The sequence below is a fragment of the Flavobacterium sp. MEB061 genome (assembly GCF_000834715.1).
Classification (GTDB): domain Bacteria; phylum Bacteroidota; class Bacteroidia; order Flavobacteriales; family Flavobacteriaceae; genus Flavobacterium; species Flavobacterium pectinovorum.
In genome coordinates, this window is record NZ_JXQR01000015.1 from 83,139 (window position 1) to 104,078 (window position 20,940).

Genomic DNA, 20,940 nt, shown 5'->3' on the forward strand with positions numbered 1-20,940 from the left:
TAAGATTTTCTTAGCGCTTTTTTTACAATATATTTTACTGATATCTTTTATCAGTCAGCGTTTTCATAAAGGCAACAAGAGCCTTTTCTTCCTTTTTATTCAACTTTAATTCATCAAAAGGAAGTGTTTGGTTTTCTACATCATATCCCAAACCTTTTCCACCACCTTTATTGTAAAAATCAACAACTTCTTCCAGAGTCTTGAAAACTCCATTATGCATATATGGAGCTGTAATTGCAATATTTCTAATTGTTGGAGTTTTGAATGCTCCAATTAGCTGTGGCATTTTATTATACAAATAACGACCAGAATCCGGACTCAGTTTTTTTCCGTTTGCTTCAGCAGGAGTTCCTATAACTTCATGTTCGGTTTTTGAGTAGCTTGGCGGAACAGTTCCGTTAAACAAAGGCGTAAAATGACAGGTTGCACATTTGGCTTTGCCCATAAAAAGATTCATACCTTCAATTTCTTCATTATTCAATGCATTTTTTTCTCCTCTCATATAAAGATCAAATCTCGAATCAAAAGAATTTAAAGATCTCACATAACTGGCAATAGCATTTTGAATTTGCCATGCCTCAGGTTTAGTAGTTTTTGGAAATGCTTTTTGAAATAATTTTATATAATCCTGATCTAATAAAATTTTTGCATGAATACTTTCCATAGAGCCATGCATTTCATCCTTATTTTGAATAACATCAACACTTTGCTTTTCTAAATCCAGCTGACGCATATCCCAAAATTGAGCATTTTGTAATGAGGCATAGGTTAGCGTAGGAGTGTTTCTTGCTAAATTGATTCCTGTTAATGAAAGATTTGTTTTTAAACCGTCTGTAAAAGCTTTTTCCGGATGATGACAAGAGGCACAACTTCTGTTATTATTTTTAGAAAGGCTTTTGTCATAAAATAATTTTTCTCCTAAAGTTGCTTTGTCAGCCGTAAAATTATAATCTTTTGAAAGAACAAATCCATTTACATCAAAAGCATCTTTATCAAATAAAGTAGTAATAGTAGGTTTTAAGGGACTATTCTTTGTTACAATTTTTATATTCTCTTGCTGTTGAAAAATTTTAATTTTCTTTGAAATTGGATTTAAATACTCGGTTATAAAAAAAGCCCTGTTGAAAGCGTTGAAGTTATTATTGTCAACACAATACTTTTGCGCTTTAAGTGTTAGTTTTTTTAAATCGGCCAGTATTTTACTATTTGGGTTTATTTTTTCAAATATAACCGGAATCTCTATTAAGCTTTGATTGGTTTCAGGAATTGAAGATTGTAAAATAGGACTGTCAAAACCAGTGATTCCTAAAGCAATGATTCTGTAAACGTTCTGCTGTACCGCATCTAAAACATAATTATTACTAATTGTTATAACTTCAAAAGTGCTTTGTACCTGTTTAATATTCGATTTAAAAATATTGAGTTCTCTGATTAGATTTTCTTTATTTTCAATTTCATATTCAGGATAGATTAATTCTTCCATTACCTGAAAACCATGGGGTTCAAACGACCTGTTTTCTTCAAGTTCCATTTCGTCCAATGCAGGTCCATTCATAAACCTGGCTGTTTCAGGAATGAAATATTCAATCGCCCATTCTGCTTTTTTGTAAGCAAGACGAGATTTTTTAAATTGTTCCAGAATTTCTTTTTGTGATTTATTATGATCTGCAAGATTTATAAATTTTTCAATTTCATTGTTTAATTTGCTTAAATCAACTAATAAATCCTGTTTAATGGTGGTTTGTGAAACCTTATTTTCTTTGCATGAAAAAAACAAACAAAGTGATAAAAAGAGAAGAATAAAATGTTTCAATTTCATAATATTACTATAAAAGAAAACAACCCTTATTTTTAAAATAAGGGTTGAATTATTTAGATTAAAAAGATTAACGTTGTACGTTTCTGATAATTACAGTCTGACCGCCTTCTTTATTTGTATTTATTCCTGAACCATCTGCATTTTTAAATGCATCGCTTTGCCATGTATGAGGATGAATATTTACCGTAAAAGTATCCGGAACACCAATAATATCTGAGATATCCTGCATTGCACCAAATTCCCAGCTGCCAAATCTCATTTCTCCTGTTTGGTTGTACAACGTATTCCACGCTGCATCAGTTCTTTTATGGTTCATGTTTAACCAAGGCTTATTTTGTTTTGAAGCAATATTATACTGCCAGATATAAGAATCGTGTTTGGCATCGGCATAATAGCTGTCACCATCTTCCTGAATGTAAACATAATTTTCTGTAACACATAGATTATCAGGATTAATAATTCCCGTTCCTGGAGTACTGTCACCTTCAACAGCCAGTTCTAATGTTCCTTTTAAAGGATCACTGGCATCCATTTTTAATTTATAAACCCTTCCCCACATTGTGTAGCCTTCAACAGGAACGTTTGAAGCTGCCTGACCTGTAGCCGTAAAATAAACTTCTCTATTATTGCTTGCACTACCTTTTCTGTAATCAACGTCTTCGACTCTTGAAAAACGGATAGCACCCAATGCATTTACAGTTGTATTAATTACAGCACCGGTTAAGTTTTTAGCATCCGGAATTTCGACAAATGAAACTGGGTATGAATTGTTTAAAGTCATTGTGGTTTCTACCTGATTTCCGTCTGTTCTTTTTAAAGCATACAATTTTCCGTTAGTTAGATCACCAACAGTATTGCTCATATACATAATTAACTGACCGGCACTTGCGTGAGAAGTAGCATAAGATTGATCTTCACCAATAATTATAACCGTTTTTCCCGGATAAGCTTCCTTTGTTAACGGAACTGCATTTTCCATAGCCGCTTTTCCTAAAGCAGGTAAAACTCTGTCGGTTCTGCTTTTGTCTGTAGACAATCCCAGAGGATTAATTCCGTGAACCATACTTTCCTGACCACTTTCTCCAGCTGTTAAAAAGATAGGGCCAAATCCATGAACCTCAGGAGTTACCAAAGTTGCAGAACACAAACGTGTTAATCCGCCAATTCCGTCAACAAGATAATCTCCTTTTACAGGTTTAAAAGTTTTATCAAAATAAACTCGTGAAACCGATTGCAAAATTTCGTGATTCGTAATCATGATGTAACCTTCTCCGGTTGGATTTTTCATTAATCCTGCACCGTCAGGCTGCGCACCGTAAATAAAAGCTGGCGATTCTGGTAAAACATCGGTAGTACTGATTAAAGTACTGATTTTAAGATTTTCGAAACCAGTCATTGGATATACAAAAGCAGGAACTTTTGAATGTGATGTAAAATCAATATCTGCATTGACATCGTTAGAAGAGTCTTTTGAATCATCATTTTGGCAGCTAATTACAGAAAGTCCTGTAAATCCCAGTAATGCTACTGATTTTAAAAAGTTAAATTTCATAATAGTTTGTTTTTTGTTTTTTAACAAAGCTATCTTTCAAAATCAATATAGATGTTATGCTAGTTTTTTCTTTTTGCTAATAAAAATAAGGTATATATTATTAAATAGTAAATAAGTGGTGCTAAATGTAAATTTTAGCTTCATAAAAAAATGTGAATTATTTAAAAATGTGATTTAAATTAATTTCTTTTTTCTCTTTTAATTTCTTTACAATTTTCAAAAACGCAATGGCAGTAATATAAGCGTCGCCTAAAGCGGTATGCCTGTCTTTTTTTGAAATATCAAATTTATCGGCAAGATCATCTAAGGTATAATGATCCTTTCTTTCAAATAAATGCGATTTAATTAAAGTCTTTTTATACAAATGTGCTGTATCTAAAGTTTTGTTCGTTAAAGCTGGCAAACCGTTTCTTTCCAGTGCTTTATTAATCATTGTAACATCAAAAATAGTGTGATGCGCGATAATAATTGAATCGCCTAAAAAAGTTAAAAATTGCTGTAAAGCTTCTAATTCATTGGGACGTTTCAAGACAAAATCTTTCAAAATACCATGAATCTGAGCAGTCGATTTGTCGTAATGATCTTGTTGAATGTAAACTTCAAAACTATCCTGAATCGAGATCATATTATTTTGCAAAACCAAGGCGCCAATGCATAGTATTCTATCATTGTCATAATCAAAGCCTGTAGTTTCTGTATCTAAAACAACAAATCTCGTTTCTTCAATACTGATATTTTCATCAAATAAATTATCGTCTTTTTTCCAAAAATTAAATAAACTCATATTTATACCACATTTGAAACATTAAATCTAACACTAATCAATTCCTGAAGTTCCTTGATCGTTTTAAAAGTCCTTTTGAGTTTTATTTTTTCCATTTTTGATAAAGATTCCAACGCTATAAATTGGCCCGAATCATTATGTAAAAGACCTTGTTTTGTTCTAAATTTCAATAACGCCTTAAACGAATATGAGCAGGATAAATACAGCTCTCTATTGTTGGGTTCCAGTTCGGCCAATTTTTCAAAACGTTCAGCAGTATTACTAATTGATTTTACGGAGTGCGATAAAATCAAAACTCGTGCTGCATCCGTAAGCGGCATTAAAGCACGTCTTTTAATATCAAAATTATCTTTATTTGCACCGTCTTGTTCTACCAGAAATTGTCTAAAAAAGCCTGTTGGCGAAGGACTCTGTAAAGCGCCGCTCACTAAGTGAACATAAAAAATAGGATTTGCTTTTACATCTTCAAAAATAAATTCAGAAAGTTCATTAGTAATCTCTGTATCACCATAAGTTACACTATAATCAAAGAAAATAAAAGAGAGTAAAACCTCATTTTTCCCCGGATTCGTAATCCAATGATGCACCTGAGTCTTCCATTCATCCAGACTCAAACACCATTTTGGATTTGAGGCCATCATTTCTGCAGGGCAATAATCGTAGCCAATATCAAAAAGGCCTTTATTAACAAGAGCGGCAAATTTTAAAAAATAGACTTTTGTTTCATCCCTAAAAACTTCCGAAACATTTTCATAAACAATTGCATTATCCTGATCCGTATGCAGCATTTGCTCGCTTCTTCCTTGACTTCCAAGTGCCAGCCATGCAAATTTTACAGGTGGCGGACTGCTCATTTTTTCGATACAAATTTCAATAACGCGCGTTGTACAAGCTTCATTCAATTCGGTTATGATTTTTGAAATCAATGTCATCGGAATATTTTGATCTAAATATCCCTGAAGCAATTGCATAATTCTGGCACGAATAGGTTTAATTTCCTTTGCCTTTTTAGCTCTTTTTAAAGCTTTTATCAAAACAGCGGGATTATTGCCCAACGCCACCATTACATCATGTTTCGATAAAATACCAACGGCTTTAGTGTTTACAGTTCCGTCTTTTGTAAGACATAAATAGTTAATGTTGCTTTTCATCATTGCCATTTGCGCCTCTGTAACCGTCATTTTTTTAGGATACGTAACCACAGGCTTCGTCATAATCGTTTCGGCCGTAGTCAGGATCGAATAATCGCCGGTAACAATCTTATTACGCAAATCTTTATCGGTAATAATACCAATCGGAAGCATTTCATCAACAATCAAAATTGCACCAACTTTTTTCTTATTCATGATTTTTGCAATATCTCTCGCCGTTGTCGACGGACTGCAAGTCACAATTTTCTTCGAATATTTTATAGGCTGTAAGTCGAAAGAATCTTTTGTAGAATGTAAATTGTCGTTTCCTAAATCGTCGCCATATAATTTATCTTTATGAATATCCGAGTAAGGATTGCGAGTATTTGAAGCGTAACTTTCAATCAGAAAATTACCAACATTTCTGTTTTCCAGTGCATAAGGTTTAAAAACAGCAATTGGAATCGCATATAGAATACTTTCCTCATGCGCCACGGCTTCCATTATATAATTTTCCTGTGCCAAAAGCGGACGCAATCCAAAAATATCACCTTCATCACACATGTCCAAAACATTGTTTTTAGAACTTTTTTTAAGCGCAATTGCCCCTTTATGAACCACATAAAAAGAATCGTGCGTTTTATCATTTTCTGCAAAAATAACAGCGTCTTTATCTTTGTAAACAATAGAAATTTGCTCAGATAATTTTTCAAGATCCTTTTGATGCATAAAATTAAAAGGCGGATAATCCTTTAAAAAGTCGGCAACTCTATGTGAAATCGTGTTTTTCATGTGTAAGATTTGAGTTGTAATTTAACATTTAAAATAGAAATGTAAAAGAAACACATTAAAATATTTATGTTTTACAAAAAAGGCACAAAAACACCAAGATATAAACTTTGTGTCTTTGTGCCTTTGTGGCAGAATTAGTAGTTTATTTAATCAATTTTATAAACCTTTCCACGTTGTTTTTCTTCAGAACCCACCATTCCAAATTCAAAAGTATATGAATCTTTAGAAGTATTTAAAATCTTCATGCTGATTGCTTTTTCCTCAGCCATGTTTTTTGGGTGTTTTTTCTGCAAAACATACTCACAATCACTTACCCAGCGAATTGTTGATGTGTCTGTTTTCCCTTCAAAAGTCTCGATTTCAATATTATCTTTACGCTCAAAAACGGTTGTTTTTTTAACACCATTTACTTCAAATTCAAATTTGAATTTTCCGGTTTTAAAATCTTTGCAATTGTGTTCTGCGTTATAACAGGAGAATAATGTGACTAACGGTAAAAGAAATATAATTTTTTTCATTTTAAATATAAGTTGTTTTTTTAGGAGCTGTTTCCTGCTTTCCATTTCAATCTTTTTGTTTTTAAAGAAAAAACAAAAAGGATTTCCATTGCAATCAGGGCTAGAAATATATAGGGTAAATTAGAAATATAGTGGCTATCGAAACAAAAAATATATTTATAAAGAACAGAAAATATAAATTTCTTCTTCTTTTTTCATTGGTTTGTTCATCAGATAATTTTGTTTTACAAAACTTAATCAGAATCCACCACCAAAGACCACCTAAATTAGCATGATATTCGATCATTTCAATCTCTTCAATTCATCATCGGTAAAGTTCTTGATTTCTTTTTCTTTGGCAAACTTTTCCGCATTGTAATTTCCGGATTTATTTTTCGGAATCGATAAACTATCCCAATCTCCATTTTTCAATTGTTTCGCATAAAAAACAATTTGCCCCACATGATACGGATAATGAGCCAATTGACGATTTATGGCTTCAATAACGGTGTGCCCTTCGTTTCGAATATAAATAATATCTGAAAGCTGTTCGGGGTTTAAACCGTTTAAGGCGCCAAGAAAACAATCCCAGCCTTTGTTCCAAACCCCGAGAACTTCTTCTTTAGATTGTAAATCATTTTCAAATTCAGCATCACGGTTACGCCATTCTTTTTCACCATCTGATGTTAGAAAGTCTGTCCAGCGCGATAACATATTGCCGGAAATGTGTTTTATAATTGTTGCAATACTATTGGTGTCTTCATTTACAGAAACAAAAAGCTGTTGCGGTTCTAATTGGTCGATGGATTTTTCGCCGAGCATTTTATAATAAAGAAATTGCTTTTTAACACTTTCTAAATAGGATTCATTAGCCTTCATGAATTTATGTTTTAAAGACATTAATATTTCGCTCCGATGGAGCTGTTAGCAATGGATTTATTGTTTTCTATAAATATATTGCCCCGCTGGGGTATTTTACTTTTATTAGAAAATTATAATCAAAACTGTTAAAAACATACTCCTTTAGGAGTATAATATTTATAGAAAATTATTTATTTCAAGTGGATTTAGTCTCGTAGAGGCGGTATATTCTAACGAAAATCAAACAATCTTAATATCATATTTATCTAAAAGCCCCACAATTCCGTCATTCGAAAATTGTGCTTTCCTCATCGGATTAAATTCCGGATCGATTTTATAATTATAGGCAGTTTTAAAATTCACCGCAGCCAATTGTGTATCGTTAAAAATAGCACCTTCCAGATTGCAATTATCAAAAACCGAACTTGTTAAATTGGTGCCGATGAAAGTTACTTCTCTAACCGAACAATTTATAAACTTGGTTTTAGGCATTTTTTTATTCGAAAAAATAGCATAATCCAAAGTGCATTCTTCAAAATAAACCTGAAATAAAAAATCATCACATTCGTTAAAAGCGATTCCAAGAAGTTTACAATTTTTGAAAGTCACATTCTTTAAACTCGTGCTGAATAAACTTGTCATAGACAAATTACAATCAATGAATTCACAGTCTAAAAAAGTGTTATAGCCAAAATTACTGTTCGAAAAATCACAGTTCTTAAACACACAATCTTCAAACTCCCGATTGTTTATTTTTTTGTCGATGTAAACGACTTTCTCGAATGTTTTCTGAATGTGAATTAGGCTTTCCATGAATGTTTTTTAGGTTTTTGAGGGTGTATTATATGTTATTTTAGATTGCTAAATACACCAAATTATTTCCTTGCCCATTTTTTAGCAATTTCTTTGGCTTGATCTTCAGTATAAAATTTACCTTCTTTTATATTTTTTAATGAATTTTCAATTTCTAAATTGTAATTATCATTAACATCTTTTTTTTTTCGGTTTTCATTCTTCTCCAATTCATATGTTTTTTTAAGATACAAATTAGTCATTAAACAAACCCTTCATAATAATTTTCAATCCATAAAAAATCAAAAACATAGCACTTAAACAAGCTACAATTCCAATTCCTAAAACCAGATAATGCCAGTTCGTATGCTGATTCTGAAAAGCATTATATATTAAAGAAGGCCCAATAAATAATAGCGGCAATGAACCTGATAGATATTTAATTCCTTTTCCTAGTAATTCTTTATTTGTTGCCATTTTAAAATTTTGTTTTGAAAAGTTTCAGGTTTCAGGTTTTTTTAGTTTCAGGTTTTACTTTGCGAAATCTTTGTCAAAGTTCTAAACTTTGACAAAGATCGACATCAACTTTGCGATCTTAAAAAACTTTTTTTAACTCAAAGCTTTGTGATCTCTGCGAATCCCGATTGCTATCGGGATTGCGAACTTTGCGGTAAAAATCATGCAGTTAAGCAAACATTCTAGATAAAACCTTTTTACTTATTATAATTATCAACAGCATTCCTAACGCTGCCATATTTTTTCAATAATTCAGAACCTTCTTCATATGAAACCGGAATTTCTCCCATAATCATTTTTACACCACGATCTACCAATTTGATGTTACTCAATTGCATATCAACCATTTTATTTCCTTTTACTTTTCCAAGCTGAATCATGGCTGCAGTCGAAATCATGTTTAAAACTAATTTCTGAGCAGTTCCAGCTTTCATTCTTGAACTTCCGGTAACGAATTCAGGACCAACCACAACTTCAACAGGAAACTGAGCCGTTAAAGCCAGCGGACTTCCCGCATTATTGGTAATACATCCCGTAAGGATATTATTTTGATTGCAAGTTTCTAAACCACCAATAACATAAGGCGTTGTTCCAGAAGCAGCAATCCCGATAACGACGTCATTTGCACCAATATTATTGGCTTGTAAATCAATCCAGGCTTGAGTTGCGTTGTCTTCGGCATTTTCTACAGCACGACGAATTGCAGTGTCTCCACCGGCAATAATTCCGTTTACCAAATCAAACGGAACACCAAAAGTTGGCGGACATTCTGAAGCATCAACAACGCCTAAACGCCCTGAAGTTCCAGCTCCGATGTAAAAAATTCTTCCTCCTAATTTTAATTTAGCAACAACTTGAGCCACTAAAGCTTCGATTTGAGGAATTGCTTTTTCAACCGCATTTGGAACGGTTTTGTCTTCATTATTAATATTAATAAGCAATTCATGAACCGACATTTTTTCTAAATGTTCGTATTTTGATGCTTGTTCTGTGGTTTTTATAAACGTCATTTTTTGTCGAAATAGTTATCCTCCAAAATTAAACTTTTTTATTCCAAATCAGGAAAAAGTGCAAGCCAAACTCATAAAGATTTTTAATCTTTTTTTGTTGACTTTTCTTTTGAGGAAACTAGTTTTAGAATCTTGTTAAAAGAACTAAAATATTATATTTGTTAATTAATAAAAGAGAATGGATAAATTAGATTTTCTGCAAGGGATTGGTAAGATCTCTGTTTTTGTTTCTTTACTGCTGGCCTTTTTTTTATTAACGGTTAAAACCGAAAATAAATTGGCGAACAGATTATTTGCCTGGTTCTTTATTTTCTCGGCTGTCGATCTCAGTGGATTTTTTATTACTACTGTAACGAGAACTCAATTAAATTGGGAGATTTTCAGGTCAACTGCATGTTTATTCGGAATGCCTTTGTTTTATCTTTTTGTACTAGCGGTTTGTTATTCTGATTTTAGATTACAATGGAAACATTTAGTGCATTTACTGCCCTTTATAGTTGTCAATTTAGTTTTTATTCCAGGAATTTATTTAAACCTTGACACAGATAAAGATACTTTTCTTTCAAGGTTTAATCAATTGCCTGAGATTTATTTTATCCAGATTTTAATTGAATTTCAATATATATTTTACATTGTCAGCGTATTTTTGATCTTAAAAAAATATCGTGATATCTATTTAGAAAATTATGCAAATCCGAGTGCAGCGACTTATAAATGGCTTTTTCAGATTACTTGTGTGTTTCTTACTGCACATTCAATTGTGGCATTAAAAAATGTATTGCGTTACAGCGGATTTAGGGAAATATTTGTTTGGGCAAATGTACTTGTAGGAAGTATCGCTTTGTTTATAACCTGTTGGTTTATAATGAAAGCGCTCAATCATCCAGAACTTTTTAGAGGAGTTAATTCTAAACTAAAACTAACAAAAGAGATTCTGCCGGAAGTTGATGATAAATCTGTTTCAACAAATGTTCAGGATGATTTGATTACGGGTCAAATTTCGACTTTGAAACAATATATGGCGGAGAAAGAACCTTTTCTTGATCCGTCGCTTACGATTCAGGAATTGGCCAATCAAATTGATATTCCGGTTCGGGATTTATCTGTTTTGATTAATCATAAAATGGATCAGCACTTTTTTGATTTTGTGAATGAATATCGCATTCAAAAAGCAATGAATATTTTGAAAGATGAGTCTAAAAATCAGCTTACGGTTTTAGAAATTTTATATGAAGTAGGTTTTAACTCCAAATCTTCGTTTAATACTTCTTTTAAAAAATACACGAATTTAACGCCGACAGCTTACCGAAACGCTTCATAATAAAGGGTTTGTAAAAAGTCGTACGTCACACGCAATAAAGTCGAACCAAATTCTTCAATAGAAAATGGTTCGACTTTTTTTTGTCGGTCGATTCCGGAAAATTTCTAAGGCAACTTTGCTTCAAATTAATCGAAACAAGTTTAAAAATTAGAAATCATGAAAAAAGCAAACCTCCTTATCTTTTTATTATTGCCATTCTTTTGTATAGCACAATCAACATTTAAATTAAAAGGAAAAATAGCAAGCGAAATAACTCCATTAGAATGGGCAGATGTTTCAATCTTAAATTCAGAAGAAAAAATTGTTGACGGAACAACAACGAAACAAGATGGAACTTTTGAAATCAATCTTAAAAAAGGTTCTTATAAAATAGGCGTTAGTCTTTTGGGATTTGAAGAATACGAAAAAGAAATTTCGATAGAAAATAATACTGATTTAGGAATCATTATTCTAAAAGAGAGTGCAACCAATTTAGTTGAAGTTGTCGTTCAATCTAAAAAGAAAACGATCGAACAAAAAACAGATCGTTTGGTTTATAATCTTGAAAATAATGTTACAAATGTTGGCGGAGATGCGTTAAGTGCTATTAACACCGCGCCTGGCGTTGTGGTGCAGAATAACACGATCAATATATTAGGAAAAGGAACTTCGCGAGTTATGATTGATGGAAGAATTATTGAACTAACAGGCGAAGAACTGAATAGTTTTTTAAAATCGATATCGGCAAGTGATATTAAGAATATTGAAATTATCAGCAATCCGCCGGCAAAATATGACGCTGAAGGAACTGGCGGACTGATTAATATTATTATGAAAAAAGGAGTTCGTGATTCCTGGAAAAATACGACGACAGTTTCTTACGATCAAAACAAATTTGGTGTTTCTACTTTAAGAGATAATTTCTTTTACAATAAAAACAAGTTTAGATTTTCTGCCAGCGTAAATGCAAAAACGGGTTATATAAATGCTACTGACGATTTAAAGATATATTTTCCTGACGGACTTTCGCATATGAAAAGTGTAACGAAGGTAAAAACGGAAAACCTTTCCGGAAAATTGGCTTTAGATTATGACCTTTCTGAGCGTACTACAATTGGTTTTCAATATTTGAATGACAGAAACAATCCTGATTTTAAATCGGATATTTCGATTCATAACTATAATACTCAAAATCAATTGGACAAAATTACGTTGAATAAAAGTAATACCGATAGAGGATCAGGAAATCAAACTTATAACGCACATTTGATCACTAAACTGGATTCTTTAAAAAGAAAACTATCCTTTGATGTGGATTATTTTAATTACGATTCAAAATTCGACAGAAATTTTATAGCTAATAATTATACACCAGATATGATATTTACAGATGTAAATCAGGCGGGAAGAAATATTTCGAATCAGGATATTGATAACTGGAGTTTTAAGGCCGATATGGAACATCCGCTTCAAACGATCAATTTGTCTTACGGTGCCAAAATGAGTTTTACAAATAGTATTAGCGATATACTTTATTACAATACAATTACAGGAACACCGGAACTTGATCCTAACCAATCCAACCGATTTAAGTATACCGAAAATAATCAGGCAGTTTATGTTAATGCAGATAAAAAAATCAATGAGAAATGGAATTTTCAATTGGGATTGAGATTGGAAAATACTCAAACTACAGGATTTTCTGAAACGCTGAATCAGGAAACAGAGAATAATTATTTGAAATTGTTTCCAACATTTTATGCTTCTTACAAGAAAAATGAAAATAATACATTCAGTTTAAATTATGGAAAACGAATTAACAGACCTCGTTTTGATTTATTGAATCCGTTTAGAATTTACATTAGTAGTAATAGTTATTCTGAAGGAAATCCTTTTTTGAAACCTTCTTTTAGTGATAATTTTGAGTTTGCGCATTCGTATAAAGAAATCCTAAGAACTAGTGTTTTTGTCAATTCAGTTACAAATGGTTACGGTGTTTTATTTACTTCAAATCCTGAAACAAATACACAAATTGTAACACGTGAGAATTATTTTAAAAATTTGAGTTATGGAGTTGGAGAGAGTTATTCGGCAACTTTTGCAGATTGGTGGTCAAGCGAAAATTCATTATACTTTTTAGGAGCAAAAACTGAATTTATTAAAGATATCGATGCCACGCCATCAAATAGTTTGCAAATTGATTTTTCGACAAATAATACTTTTATATTAGGGAAAACTACAAAGCTGCAAATTGACTTTGCGTACAGCACACCTTTTAAAAGTGGTTTATATGAAATAGGATATACGTCTAGCTTTGATATTGGTTTTAAGCAGGATTTGTTTAATAAAACGATGCAGATTGCATTTTTAGCAAATGATATTTTTAATACGTCTTACTTAAAAGATTTTACTTCTGTTGTTAATGGTGTAAAACAAGTTTATGACCAAAAAGAGAGCAATCGATTTGTACGTTTGTCTGTGGTTTATAATTTTGGAAACAAAAAGATTAATGTGAAGGAGAGAGCTTTTGGAAATCAGGAGGAGAAAAAGAGAACTGGAAACTAATTAGATAAATTAGAAAATTAGTCAATTAGATAATTGAATTATGAAAATGGATGCACTGGATGTTCTTTTGTTTTGTTGCGTGAGGGATAGGAGCAAATTACCGAAGTAATGCGGATAGCCCGACCGAATTTGCGAAAGGCGCTCATAAGCGGCTTGTTAAATAGCGCCTTTTGTGAATTTGGTCACGCCCTTATTATAATAGAAATGCCAATAAAATTCCGAGAACGATCATGGAGACTTTGGCGATATTGAATTTATGTCCTTCGCTGCTTTCAAAAATAATTGTTGACGAAATATGGAATAAAATACCAATTACAATGGCTGTAATTTCAGTATAATAGTGATTTAAAACGGGTAAATATTCTGAAGCAATTGTACCAAGCGGCGTCATAATGGCGAAAGTAAGCATAAAAGCAAAAATGGCTTTTTTGTTTAAACCTGCGTTGATGAAAAACGTGGTTAAAATCACGGCAATTGGCAAATGATGAATCGCAATTCCAACCGCTAAACCATGATGATGGCTTACCGGAAAACCTTCAAGAAAAGCATGGATACACAGACTTATAAACAGGAGCCACGGAATTTGTGACATTTGTGCATGCCCGTGAACGTGTCCGTGTTCTGCACCTTTTGAAAAAAACTCCAGAATGATCTGAAATAAAATCCCGATCATTATAAATAAACCAATATTGTGATTGTGAGATTCGTAAACTTCAGGCAATAAATGCATTACGGTTAACGATAATAAAAAAGAACCACTAAATGCCAATAATAGTTTTAGATTGGTTTTGTTTTTTGGTTTTAAAAACAAAGCCACAGCATAGCCCAGAAGTACAGAAAATAAGGGTAATAAATAGTTCATCTTTATTGTTTAATCGTTGATTCGTTTAATCGGTTAATTGTTTTTTTGCTTAGCGATTAAACGGTTAAACAATTAAACGATTCACCAATTTATTTAAAAATCATGATTAATCGTTCGCTTTCGGTTTTGTGGAATTTTTTGAGTTTGTAGTCTCCAAAAATATCCAATAGAAAAATTCCGGCTTCGGCCATTAATTCTTCAAAGTCTTTTAGGGTTAAAGCTTTTACTTTTTCGGTAAAATGGTATTTTCTGCCTTGATCTTCAAAATCTATTTCCTTAAAAATATGACCGTCCTGAACATATCTTTTTATTTTAAAATCGATGTCTTCAACAGTTTTAGTTTCTTCCGGCACCAGGGTTTCAATTACCTGATTAACATTCATGAAATCAATTACGGCAAAGCCATATTCTGATAAACTTTCCTTAATGGCTTTTAAGGTCGTTAGATTGTCATCGTCACTTTCGAAATAACCAAAACTGGTAAACAGATTAAAAATTGCGTCGAATTTTTCTTCAAAAGGTTCGCGCATATCATGCACTTTAAAATGCAGGGTTTCGTTGCTGTTTTTATTGGCTTCGGCAATACTGTTTTCAGATAAATCTGCTCCTAAAACATTAAAACCAAGTTGATTTAAATAAATAGAATGACGCCCTTTTCCGCAAGCTAAATCAAGAACTTTTGCTTTTTCGGGCAGGTTTAAATAATGCGTAAGATTATCCATAAAAATCTGCGCTTCTCTGTAATTTCGGTCTTTATAAAGAATGTGATAATACGGAGTATCAAACCATGATGTAAACCAGTTTTCTGTGTTACGCTCCTGATTTGGTGTTGATGAGTTTGGTGCTTCAGACATTTATTCTATTTCAATTAATTCAAAGTCCGGCAAATTTAGTGTATTTTTGCCGAAAAATAACTATTTCGTGACGATACCTGAATAATCAGATGTGTGTATGCGATCGGAGTTTTTTTTAAACAAAAATAAAGATGGAAGAAAATTTTAGAATGATAGCCAAATGTTTTTTTGGTTTTGAGGAAATATTAGAAAAAGAATTGCGTGATCTTGGTGCGCAGGATGTCGAGAAAGGGGTAAGGATGGTGAGTTTTAAAGGTGATAAAGGTTTTATGTATAAAGCCAATTTATCGCTAAGAACAGCACTTAAAGTTTTAAAACCAATTTACTCATTTAGAGCTAATAACGAACAGGCTTTATATAAAGGAATTTCGGGCGTAAACTGGTCTAAGCTATTAAACGCCAACCAAACTTTTGTTATTGATGCAACGGTGCATTCAACATATTTTAATCACTCAGAATTCGTTTCTCAAAAATGTAAAGATGCAATTGTGGATCAGTTTCGAGAAAGAACGGGACAACGCCCAAGTATTGATAAAGCTTTTCCTGATTTAAGAATCAACGTTCATATCGATAAAGATCAGGTTTCGGTTGCTTTGGATACCTCAGGAAATTCATTGCATCAGCGTGGCTACAGAACGGCTACGAATATTGCGCCAATCAACGAAGTTTTGGCAGCAGGAATTTTGTTGTTATCAGGTTGGGAAGGTCAAAGTCACTTTTTAGATCCAATGTGCGGATCCGGAACTTTTTTGGCGGAAGCAGCTATGATTGCTTGTAACATTCCGGCAAACATCAACAGAAAAGAATTTGCTTTCGAAAAATGGAAAGACTGGGACAATGATTTATTTGATCAGATTGTAAATAGTTTGATGAAAAAAACAAAAGAGTTTCATTATACCATTAAAGGTTTTGATAAAGCACCGAGTGCAGTAAATAAAGCCAAAGACAATATCAAAAATGCCAATCTTGACGATTACGTTACTATTTCTGAAGATAACTTTTTTGATACTGAAAAAGCTGTTGAAGGAAAACTGCACATGGTTTTTAATCCTCCTTATGATGAGCGTCTGGATATTCATATGGAAGAATTCTACAAAAATATTGGTGATACTTTAAAGAAAAGTTACCCGGGAACAAATGCCTGGTTTATAACAGCAAATCTTGAAGCATTAAAATTTGTGGGATTAAAACCTTCAAGAAAAATCAAACTTTTCAACGCAAGTCTTGAAGCCCGTTTGGTAAAATACGAAATGTACGAAGGAAGTAAGAGAACGAAGTTTCAGGTTTCTGAATAAGATTCTGAGATACTAAGATGCTAAGGTTCTAAGTTTTTTTAGCTTTGCTTTATTACTTATGTAATGTAAAAACTTAGCATCTTAGAAACTCGGTCCCTAAGTCTCAGGATAGCAACTTTAAATAATAATTTAAGGTTCAGAAAATAAGCTGCTAAATAAAAACCTTAGCCACTTAGTATCTCAGAACCTTAGTAACTTTAAAAAAAATGTCAAAACTACAAGTAAGAGCTTTTTTATATCAATTAGGATGTTTCGCGATTTTATTTATTTTAGGTCGCTTTTTGGTCGCAACGTATACACAATTAACCGGACTTTGGATTCCGATGACGGCTTTTATTGTGGCGACTTTGATTTCGCCTAAATTTCAGGCGGTAAAAACAAAAGACGGTGAAAAGCTTTTCATGAAATGGATTTTTATAAAAGGAATTAGAGAAATCGGATAATTTAGTTAGCCACAGATTAAAGGATTATAAAGATTTTTTTTCACGCAGATTTGAGCAGATTAATCTAGATAATTTATCTGCGTAAATTTGCTTAAATCTTTTAAAATCTGCGTGAAAAAATATTTACACGCTTTGCGGACTTTGATTGTGTAAACACAACTTAAATCTTAGTGAACTCTGCGAAAAACCTTTGCGTTCTCTGCGTTAAAAATAATTAAGTAATATTTAAAAGATAGTTATTTATGAAGATAATTGGACTTATAGGCGGAATTAGCTGGGTTTCTACAGCTGATTATTACAAACTTATAAATCAGGGAATAAATGAAAAAATGGGAGATTTAAACTTCTCAGAATGTTTACTTTATTCTTTCAATTATGCTGATATAAAAAAGAATAACGAAAACAACGATTGGGATTCGACTTTTAAGATGCTTTTAAAAGGCAGCCAGTTTTTAAAAGCAGGTGGAGCAGAAGCCATTGTTTTATGTGCCAATACCATGCATTTGATTGCTGACAAACTTGAAGAAGCTATCGATTTGCCAATTATTCATATTGCTACAGAAACAGCGAAAGAAATTCAGAAGCAAAATTTGAAAAAAGTAGGTTTATTGGGAACCAAATTTACAATGGAACTCGATTTTTTTAAAGATAAACTTATCGCTCAGAGAATTGAAGCTATTATTCCGGAAAGTGAAAATGATAAAGATTTTATTCACACCACCATTTTTGAAGAATTAGGAAAAGGACTTGTAACTCCCGAAACCAAAAAACGTTATCTGGAAATTGCAAACGAATTAATAAAAAGAGGAGCTGAGGGTATTATTTTAGGATGTACCGAAATTCCGCTAGTGATTTTACCTGAAGATGTTGATGTTCCTGTTTTTGATACAACTTTGATTCATTCAAAAGCCGCAGTTGAATTTCAATTGTCTTAATTAAAAAATATAAAATTTAAAAGCCACGAATTCACGAATTAAATAATCAATTCGTGAATTCGTGGCTTTTATTTATTTATGAAAATTATTTCTTTGGACTGCTTTTTTGAATTTCAGGTATAATTACTTTTTTCTTATAAAGCGGAATAAAGTAAGAAACAGTATAGTTAAAACCAATTCCGAAATTACCGTCATACGTTCTGTTGAAACCTGGAATATACAGATTATCAAAACCATCAGGTGTTTTATTGGCTACCAAAAGCTTTAACTGAACAGAGAAACCTACGAATACATTATTAAAAACTTTTGCTTTTAAACCTGCTGTAACTTCAAGCCATCCTGCTGTTAAGCCGTCAAATTTTTGTCCCGCAGCAATTGCAGGTTCTTCACCCCAATAAGGATTTGCGTTGTAAATTTTATAACTGTTCAATTGCTGACTAAAGGTACTAAAACCACCACGTAAACCTATGCTTATGATGTTTTCCATATCAAGCCAGTTTTGGTATAGGTTATAATCAAAACCACCTTTAATATATGTCCCTGTTGCGGTAGAGTTTAATCTGTCGTCATCTGTAGTTTTATCTTCAAAACCAAGTTCTGCTGCTATATAGTATTTTTTCGTTAAGCGAAAATCACCTACAATTTCAATTCCTTTATAATCTTTATCATATAAACCGCGGGTTAGTTTATACAAATCGACACCTACGCGCAAACCATAACGATTTGTTTTTGGAGGAACAACAGTATCAGTTTTTGTTTCCTGAGCTGGTTTTGCTTTTGTTACAGGTTTTGCTACAGTTTTTGTTTTTTCAGGAACGATTTCTTTTGTCGCCGTCGAATCCTGGGCGTTAACCAAAAACATTGAAAGCAATAAACAAGTACTAATGATATACTTTAATGTGTGTTTCATCTTCAAATTCAATGTTAAGATTTATTGGGGCGATATTTTGCATCCATAAACCATCACTGGTAGGATCTGTTTGTTCGTAAGGTGTTTGAGTATTCAGTTTAAAAATAGTTTTAAAACCACAAGCTCTGGATACATACACATTTTGCCTGGTATAATTAAATTTTAATTTATCAGTATTAACCAAATCTGCATTTGTATTATCTGAATTTAAAATAAAACTATAAGTGACTGTATCTTCATCTGTTTTTAATGGAATACCAATAGAATCACCGCTGGTAATGTATTTTTCATCATCAAGGGCTGTTTTGTTAAAAACGATTCCTTCCGTTTGTCCGTCGCCAATTACTTTTAATCTTGTTACTTTTTTCCTTACAGTTGGATTATTAATATCGTAAAACGAAATTATCAATCGGGGAGTGGTTGGTGTATTTGCGTCACAAATATCATCCTTCTCGCAACCTGACAATCCAAAAGCAAAGAGTAATAAAAATGAGATTATTTTTTTCATTTATAATTTAGTTATCGAAGTTCTAAAAGTACAACATTTTCAACATGATGCGTTTGCGGAAACATATCAACCGGACGAACACGGGTTACTTTGTATTTTTCATCCATTAGAGCTAAATCGCGTGCTTGTGTAGCCGAGTTACAGCTTACGTAAACTACTTTTTTAGGAGCAATTTTTAAGATTTGATCAATAACGTCTTTGTGCATTCCATCTCTTGGCGGATCTGTAATAATAACGTCAGGTTTTCCATGCTGTGCGATAAAAGCTTCATTGAAAACTACTTTCATGTCACCAACAAAAAACTCACAATTTGTAATATTATTGCGTTCTGCATTTGCTTTAGCATCCAAAATTGCTTCCGGAACACTTTCTACGCCAATTACTTTTTTTGCTTTTTTAGAAACGAACTGAGCAATAGTTCCTGTTCCTGTATATAAATCATAAACAGTTTCGTCGCCTGTAAGTCCGGCAAAGTCGCGTGTAATTTTATACAGTTCATAAGCCTGATCAGAATTGGTTTGGTAAAATGATTTAGCATTGATGCTAAATTTTAAACCTTCCATTTCTTCCAGAATATAATCTCTTCCTTTGTATAATTTTATATCCTGATCGTAAATAGTATCATTTTGCTTCGAATTTACGACATATTGCAATGAAGTAATTTGCGGAAATTTCTCGTATAAATGATCCAGAATAAGTTCACGATTTTTCTTGTCATTTTCAAAAAACTGAATCAAAACCATGATTTCTCCCGTTGAAGCAGTACGAATCATAAAAGTTCTTAATAAACCTGATTGTTCTCTTGGGTTAAAAAATGCCAGATTATGTTCGTTGGCAAAATCCCGAATTTCGTTTCTGATCGCATTTGAAGGATCTTCCTGCAAATAACATTTTTGGATATCAAGGATTTTATCCCACATTTTCGGAATATGAAATCCCAGTGCGTTTCTGTTTCCTAAATCTTCTGTACTTCCAATTTCTTTTTCGGTTAACCAACGAGCGTTAGAAAACGAAAATTCCATTTTATTTCTGTAGAAAAACTGTTTTTCTGAACCTAAAATAGTTTCAAATTCAGGAAGTTCAACTTTTCCAATACGTTGTAAGTGATTTTTTACTTCATTTTGTTTATAATACAACTGTTGGCTGTATTTCATGTTTTGCCATTTACAACCTCCACAAACTCCAAAATGATCGCAAATAGGTTCAATGCGATGTTCTGATAATTCATGAAATTTTACGGCTTTACCTTCGTAATAAGCCTTTCTTTTTTTGAAAGTTTGTACGTCAACCACATCTCCGGGTACAACATTCGGAATAAAGATTACTTTTCCGTCAGGAGCTTTCGCAACTGAAACTCCTTTTGCTCCGGCATCAAGAACCGGAATTTGATGAAAGACAACTTTGTCTGTATTTTTTCTTCCCATAGCGCAAAAATAAGGGTTTGTAAACTTTTACAAATTTAATTTTCAAAATATTTTACCAATTTTATCAATTTATTGAGTTTAATAACGTTTA

The 20,940-nt window shown here is 32.5% G+C and carries 20 protein-coding genes; 5 read left to right on the forward strand and 15 right to left on the reverse strand.

Going from position 1 to position 20,940, the window contains the following annotated elements:
• Positions 1-34: 34 nt before the first annotated feature.
• The 10 genes from RT99_RS07650 to murQ form a co-directional block, all read right to left on the reverse strand.
• Entirely contained in the window at positions 35-1,819 is a 1,785-nt protein-coding gene (locus RT99_RS07650; RefSeq protein ID WP_052483611.1) for a cytochrome-c peroxidase, read from the reverse strand.
• 67 nt (positions 1,820-1,886) lie between these two features.
• On the reverse strand, positions 1,887-3,371 hold the full coding sequence (locus RT99_RS07655) for a hypothetical protein (RefSeq protein ID WP_042564148.1): 1,485 nt from the start codon (positions 3,369-3,371) through the stop codon (positions 1,887-1,889).
• 157 nt (positions 3,372-3,528) lie between these two features.
• On the reverse strand, positions 3,529-4,155 hold the full coding sequence (locus RT99_RS07660) for a PolC-type DNA polymerase III (protein ID WP_042564149.1): 627 nt from the start codon (positions 4,153-4,155) through the stop codon (positions 3,529-3,531).
• A 2-nt stretch (positions 4,156-4,157) separates the two neighbouring features.
• On the reverse strand, positions 4,158-6,077 hold the full coding sequence (locus tag RT99_RS07665) for a DUF294 nucleotidyltransferase-like domain-containing protein (protein ID WP_042564150.1): 1,920 nt from the start codon (positions 6,075-6,077) through the stop codon (positions 4,158-4,160).
• A 146-nt stretch (positions 6,078-6,223) separates the two neighbouring features.
• Positions 6,224-6,595, reverse strand: coding sequence for a hypothetical protein (locus RT99_RS07670; RefSeq protein ID WP_042564570.1), 372 nt, complete (start codon positions 6,593-6,595; stop codon positions 6,224-6,226).
• Positions 6,596-6,877: 282 nt separating this feature from the next.
• The gene (locus RT99_RS07680) at positions 6,878-7,453 is read right to left on the reverse strand and encodes a DUF1572 family protein (protein ID WP_042564571.1); all 576 of its coding nucleotides are present in this window, start codon (positions 7,451-7,453) and stop codon (positions 6,878-6,880) included.
• Positions 7,454-7,675: 222 nt separating this feature from the next.
• Positions 7,676-8,248, reverse strand: a complete 573-nt coding sequence (locus tag RT99_RS07685; RefSeq protein ID WP_042564152.1) for a pentapeptide repeat-containing protein — start codon at positions 8,246-8,248, stop codon at positions 7,676-7,678.
• 62 nt (positions 8,249-8,310) lie between these two features.
• Positions 8,311-8,457 (reverse strand): hypothetical protein, encoded by a 147-nt coding sequence (locus RT99_RS25285; protein ID WP_159438454.1) that lies wholly within the window; start codon positions 8,455-8,457, stop codon positions 8,311-8,313.
• 25 nt (positions 8,458-8,482) lie between these two features.
• Positions 8,483-8,704, reverse strand: a complete 222-nt coding sequence (locus RT99_RS07695; protein WP_042564154.1) for a DUF6095 family protein — start codon at positions 8,702-8,704, stop codon at positions 8,483-8,485.
• A gap of 236 nt (positions 8,705-8,940) precedes the next feature.
• Positions 8,941-9,753, reverse strand: a complete 813-nt coding sequence (murQ, locus tag RT99_RS07700) for an N-acetylmuramic acid 6-phosphate etherase (protein ID WP_042564155.1) — start codon at positions 9,751-9,753, stop codon at positions 8,941-8,943.
• A gap of 178 nt (positions 9,754-9,931) precedes the next feature.
• Between murQ and RT99_RS07705 the strand changes: the two genes are divergently transcribed.
• Complete coding sequence (locus RT99_RS07705) at positions 9,932-11,074, forward strand: AraC family transcriptional regulator (protein ID WP_042564156.1); 1,143 nt, start codon at positions 9,932-9,934, stop codon at positions 11,072-11,074.
• A gap of 156 nt (positions 11,075-11,230) precedes the next feature.
• Positions 11,231-13,618 (forward strand): TonB-dependent receptor domain-containing protein, encoded by a 2,388-nt coding sequence (locus tag RT99_RS07710; protein WP_042564157.1) that lies wholly within the window; start codon positions 11,231-11,233, stop codon positions 13,616-13,618.
• A gap of 193 nt (positions 13,619-13,811) precedes the next feature.
• Here RT99_RS07710 and RT99_RS07715 read toward each other — a convergent pair whose 3' ends face one another.
• Together RT99_RS07715 and RT99_RS07720 are read right to left on the reverse strand one after the other, a co-directional pair.
• Complete coding sequence (locus tag RT99_RS07715) at positions 13,812-14,480, reverse strand: ZIP family metal transporter (RefSeq protein ID WP_042564158.1); 669 nt, start codon at positions 14,478-14,480, stop codon at positions 13,812-13,814.
• A gap of 89 nt (positions 14,481-14,569) precedes the next feature.
• Positions 14,570-15,334 carry a bifunctional 2-polyprenyl-6-hydroxyphenol methylase/3-demethylubiquinol 3-O-methyltransferase UbiG gene (locus RT99_RS07720; protein WP_042564159.1) on the reverse strand — a complete coding sequence of 255 codons (765 nt, stop codon included), beginning with the start codon at positions 15,332-15,334 and terminating at the stop codon, positions 14,570-14,572.
• Between the two features lie 131 nt (positions 15,335-15,465).
• Between RT99_RS07720 and RT99_RS07725 the strand changes: the two genes are divergently transcribed.
• From RT99_RS07725 to RT99_RS07735, 3 genes are all read left to right on the forward strand, one after another.
• Positions 15,466-16,629: a class I SAM-dependent RNA methyltransferase gene (locus RT99_RS07725; protein ID WP_042564160.1), complete on the forward strand. Its 1,164-nt coding sequence runs from the start codon at positions 15,466-15,468 to the stop codon at positions 16,627-16,629.
• A 206-nt stretch (positions 16,630-16,835) separates the two neighbouring features.
• Positions 16,836-17,072, forward strand: a complete 237-nt coding sequence (locus RT99_RS07730; protein ID WP_042564161.1) for a hypothetical protein — start codon at positions 16,836-16,838, stop codon at positions 17,070-17,072.
• Positions 17,073-17,314: 242 nt separating this feature from the next.
• Entirely contained in the window at positions 17,315-18,007 is a 693-nt protein-coding gene (locus RT99_RS07735; protein WP_042564162.1) for an aspartate/glutamate racemase family protein, read from the forward strand.
• An 85-nt stretch (positions 18,008-18,092) separates the two neighbouring features.
• Here the strand turns inward: RT99_RS07735 and RT99_RS07740 are convergent, their stop codons facing one another.
• From RT99_RS07740 to rlmD, 3 genes are read right to left on the reverse strand one after another with little or no spacing between them, the layout of a single operon-like run.
• Positions 18,093-18,917 carry a DUF6048 family protein gene (locus RT99_RS07740; protein ID WP_042564163.1) on the reverse strand — a complete coding sequence of 275 codons (825 nt, stop codon included), beginning with the start codon at positions 18,915-18,917 and terminating at the stop codon, positions 18,093-18,095.
• Entirely contained in the window at positions 18,889-19,425 is a 537-nt protein-coding gene (locus tag RT99_RS07745; protein ID WP_042564164.1) for a DUF6452 family protein, read from the reverse strand. The genes RT99_RS07740 and RT99_RS07745 overlap by 29 nt, the downstream gene beginning before the upstream one ends.
• 11 nt (positions 19,426-19,436) lie before the next feature.
• A complete protein-coding gene (rlmD, locus tag RT99_RS07750; protein WP_042564165.1) occupies positions 19,437-20,849 on the reverse strand; it encodes a 23S rRNA (uracil(1939)-C(5))-methyltransferase RlmD in 1,413 nt (470 codons plus the stop codon).
• Positions 20,850-20,940: the final 91 nt, after the last annotated feature.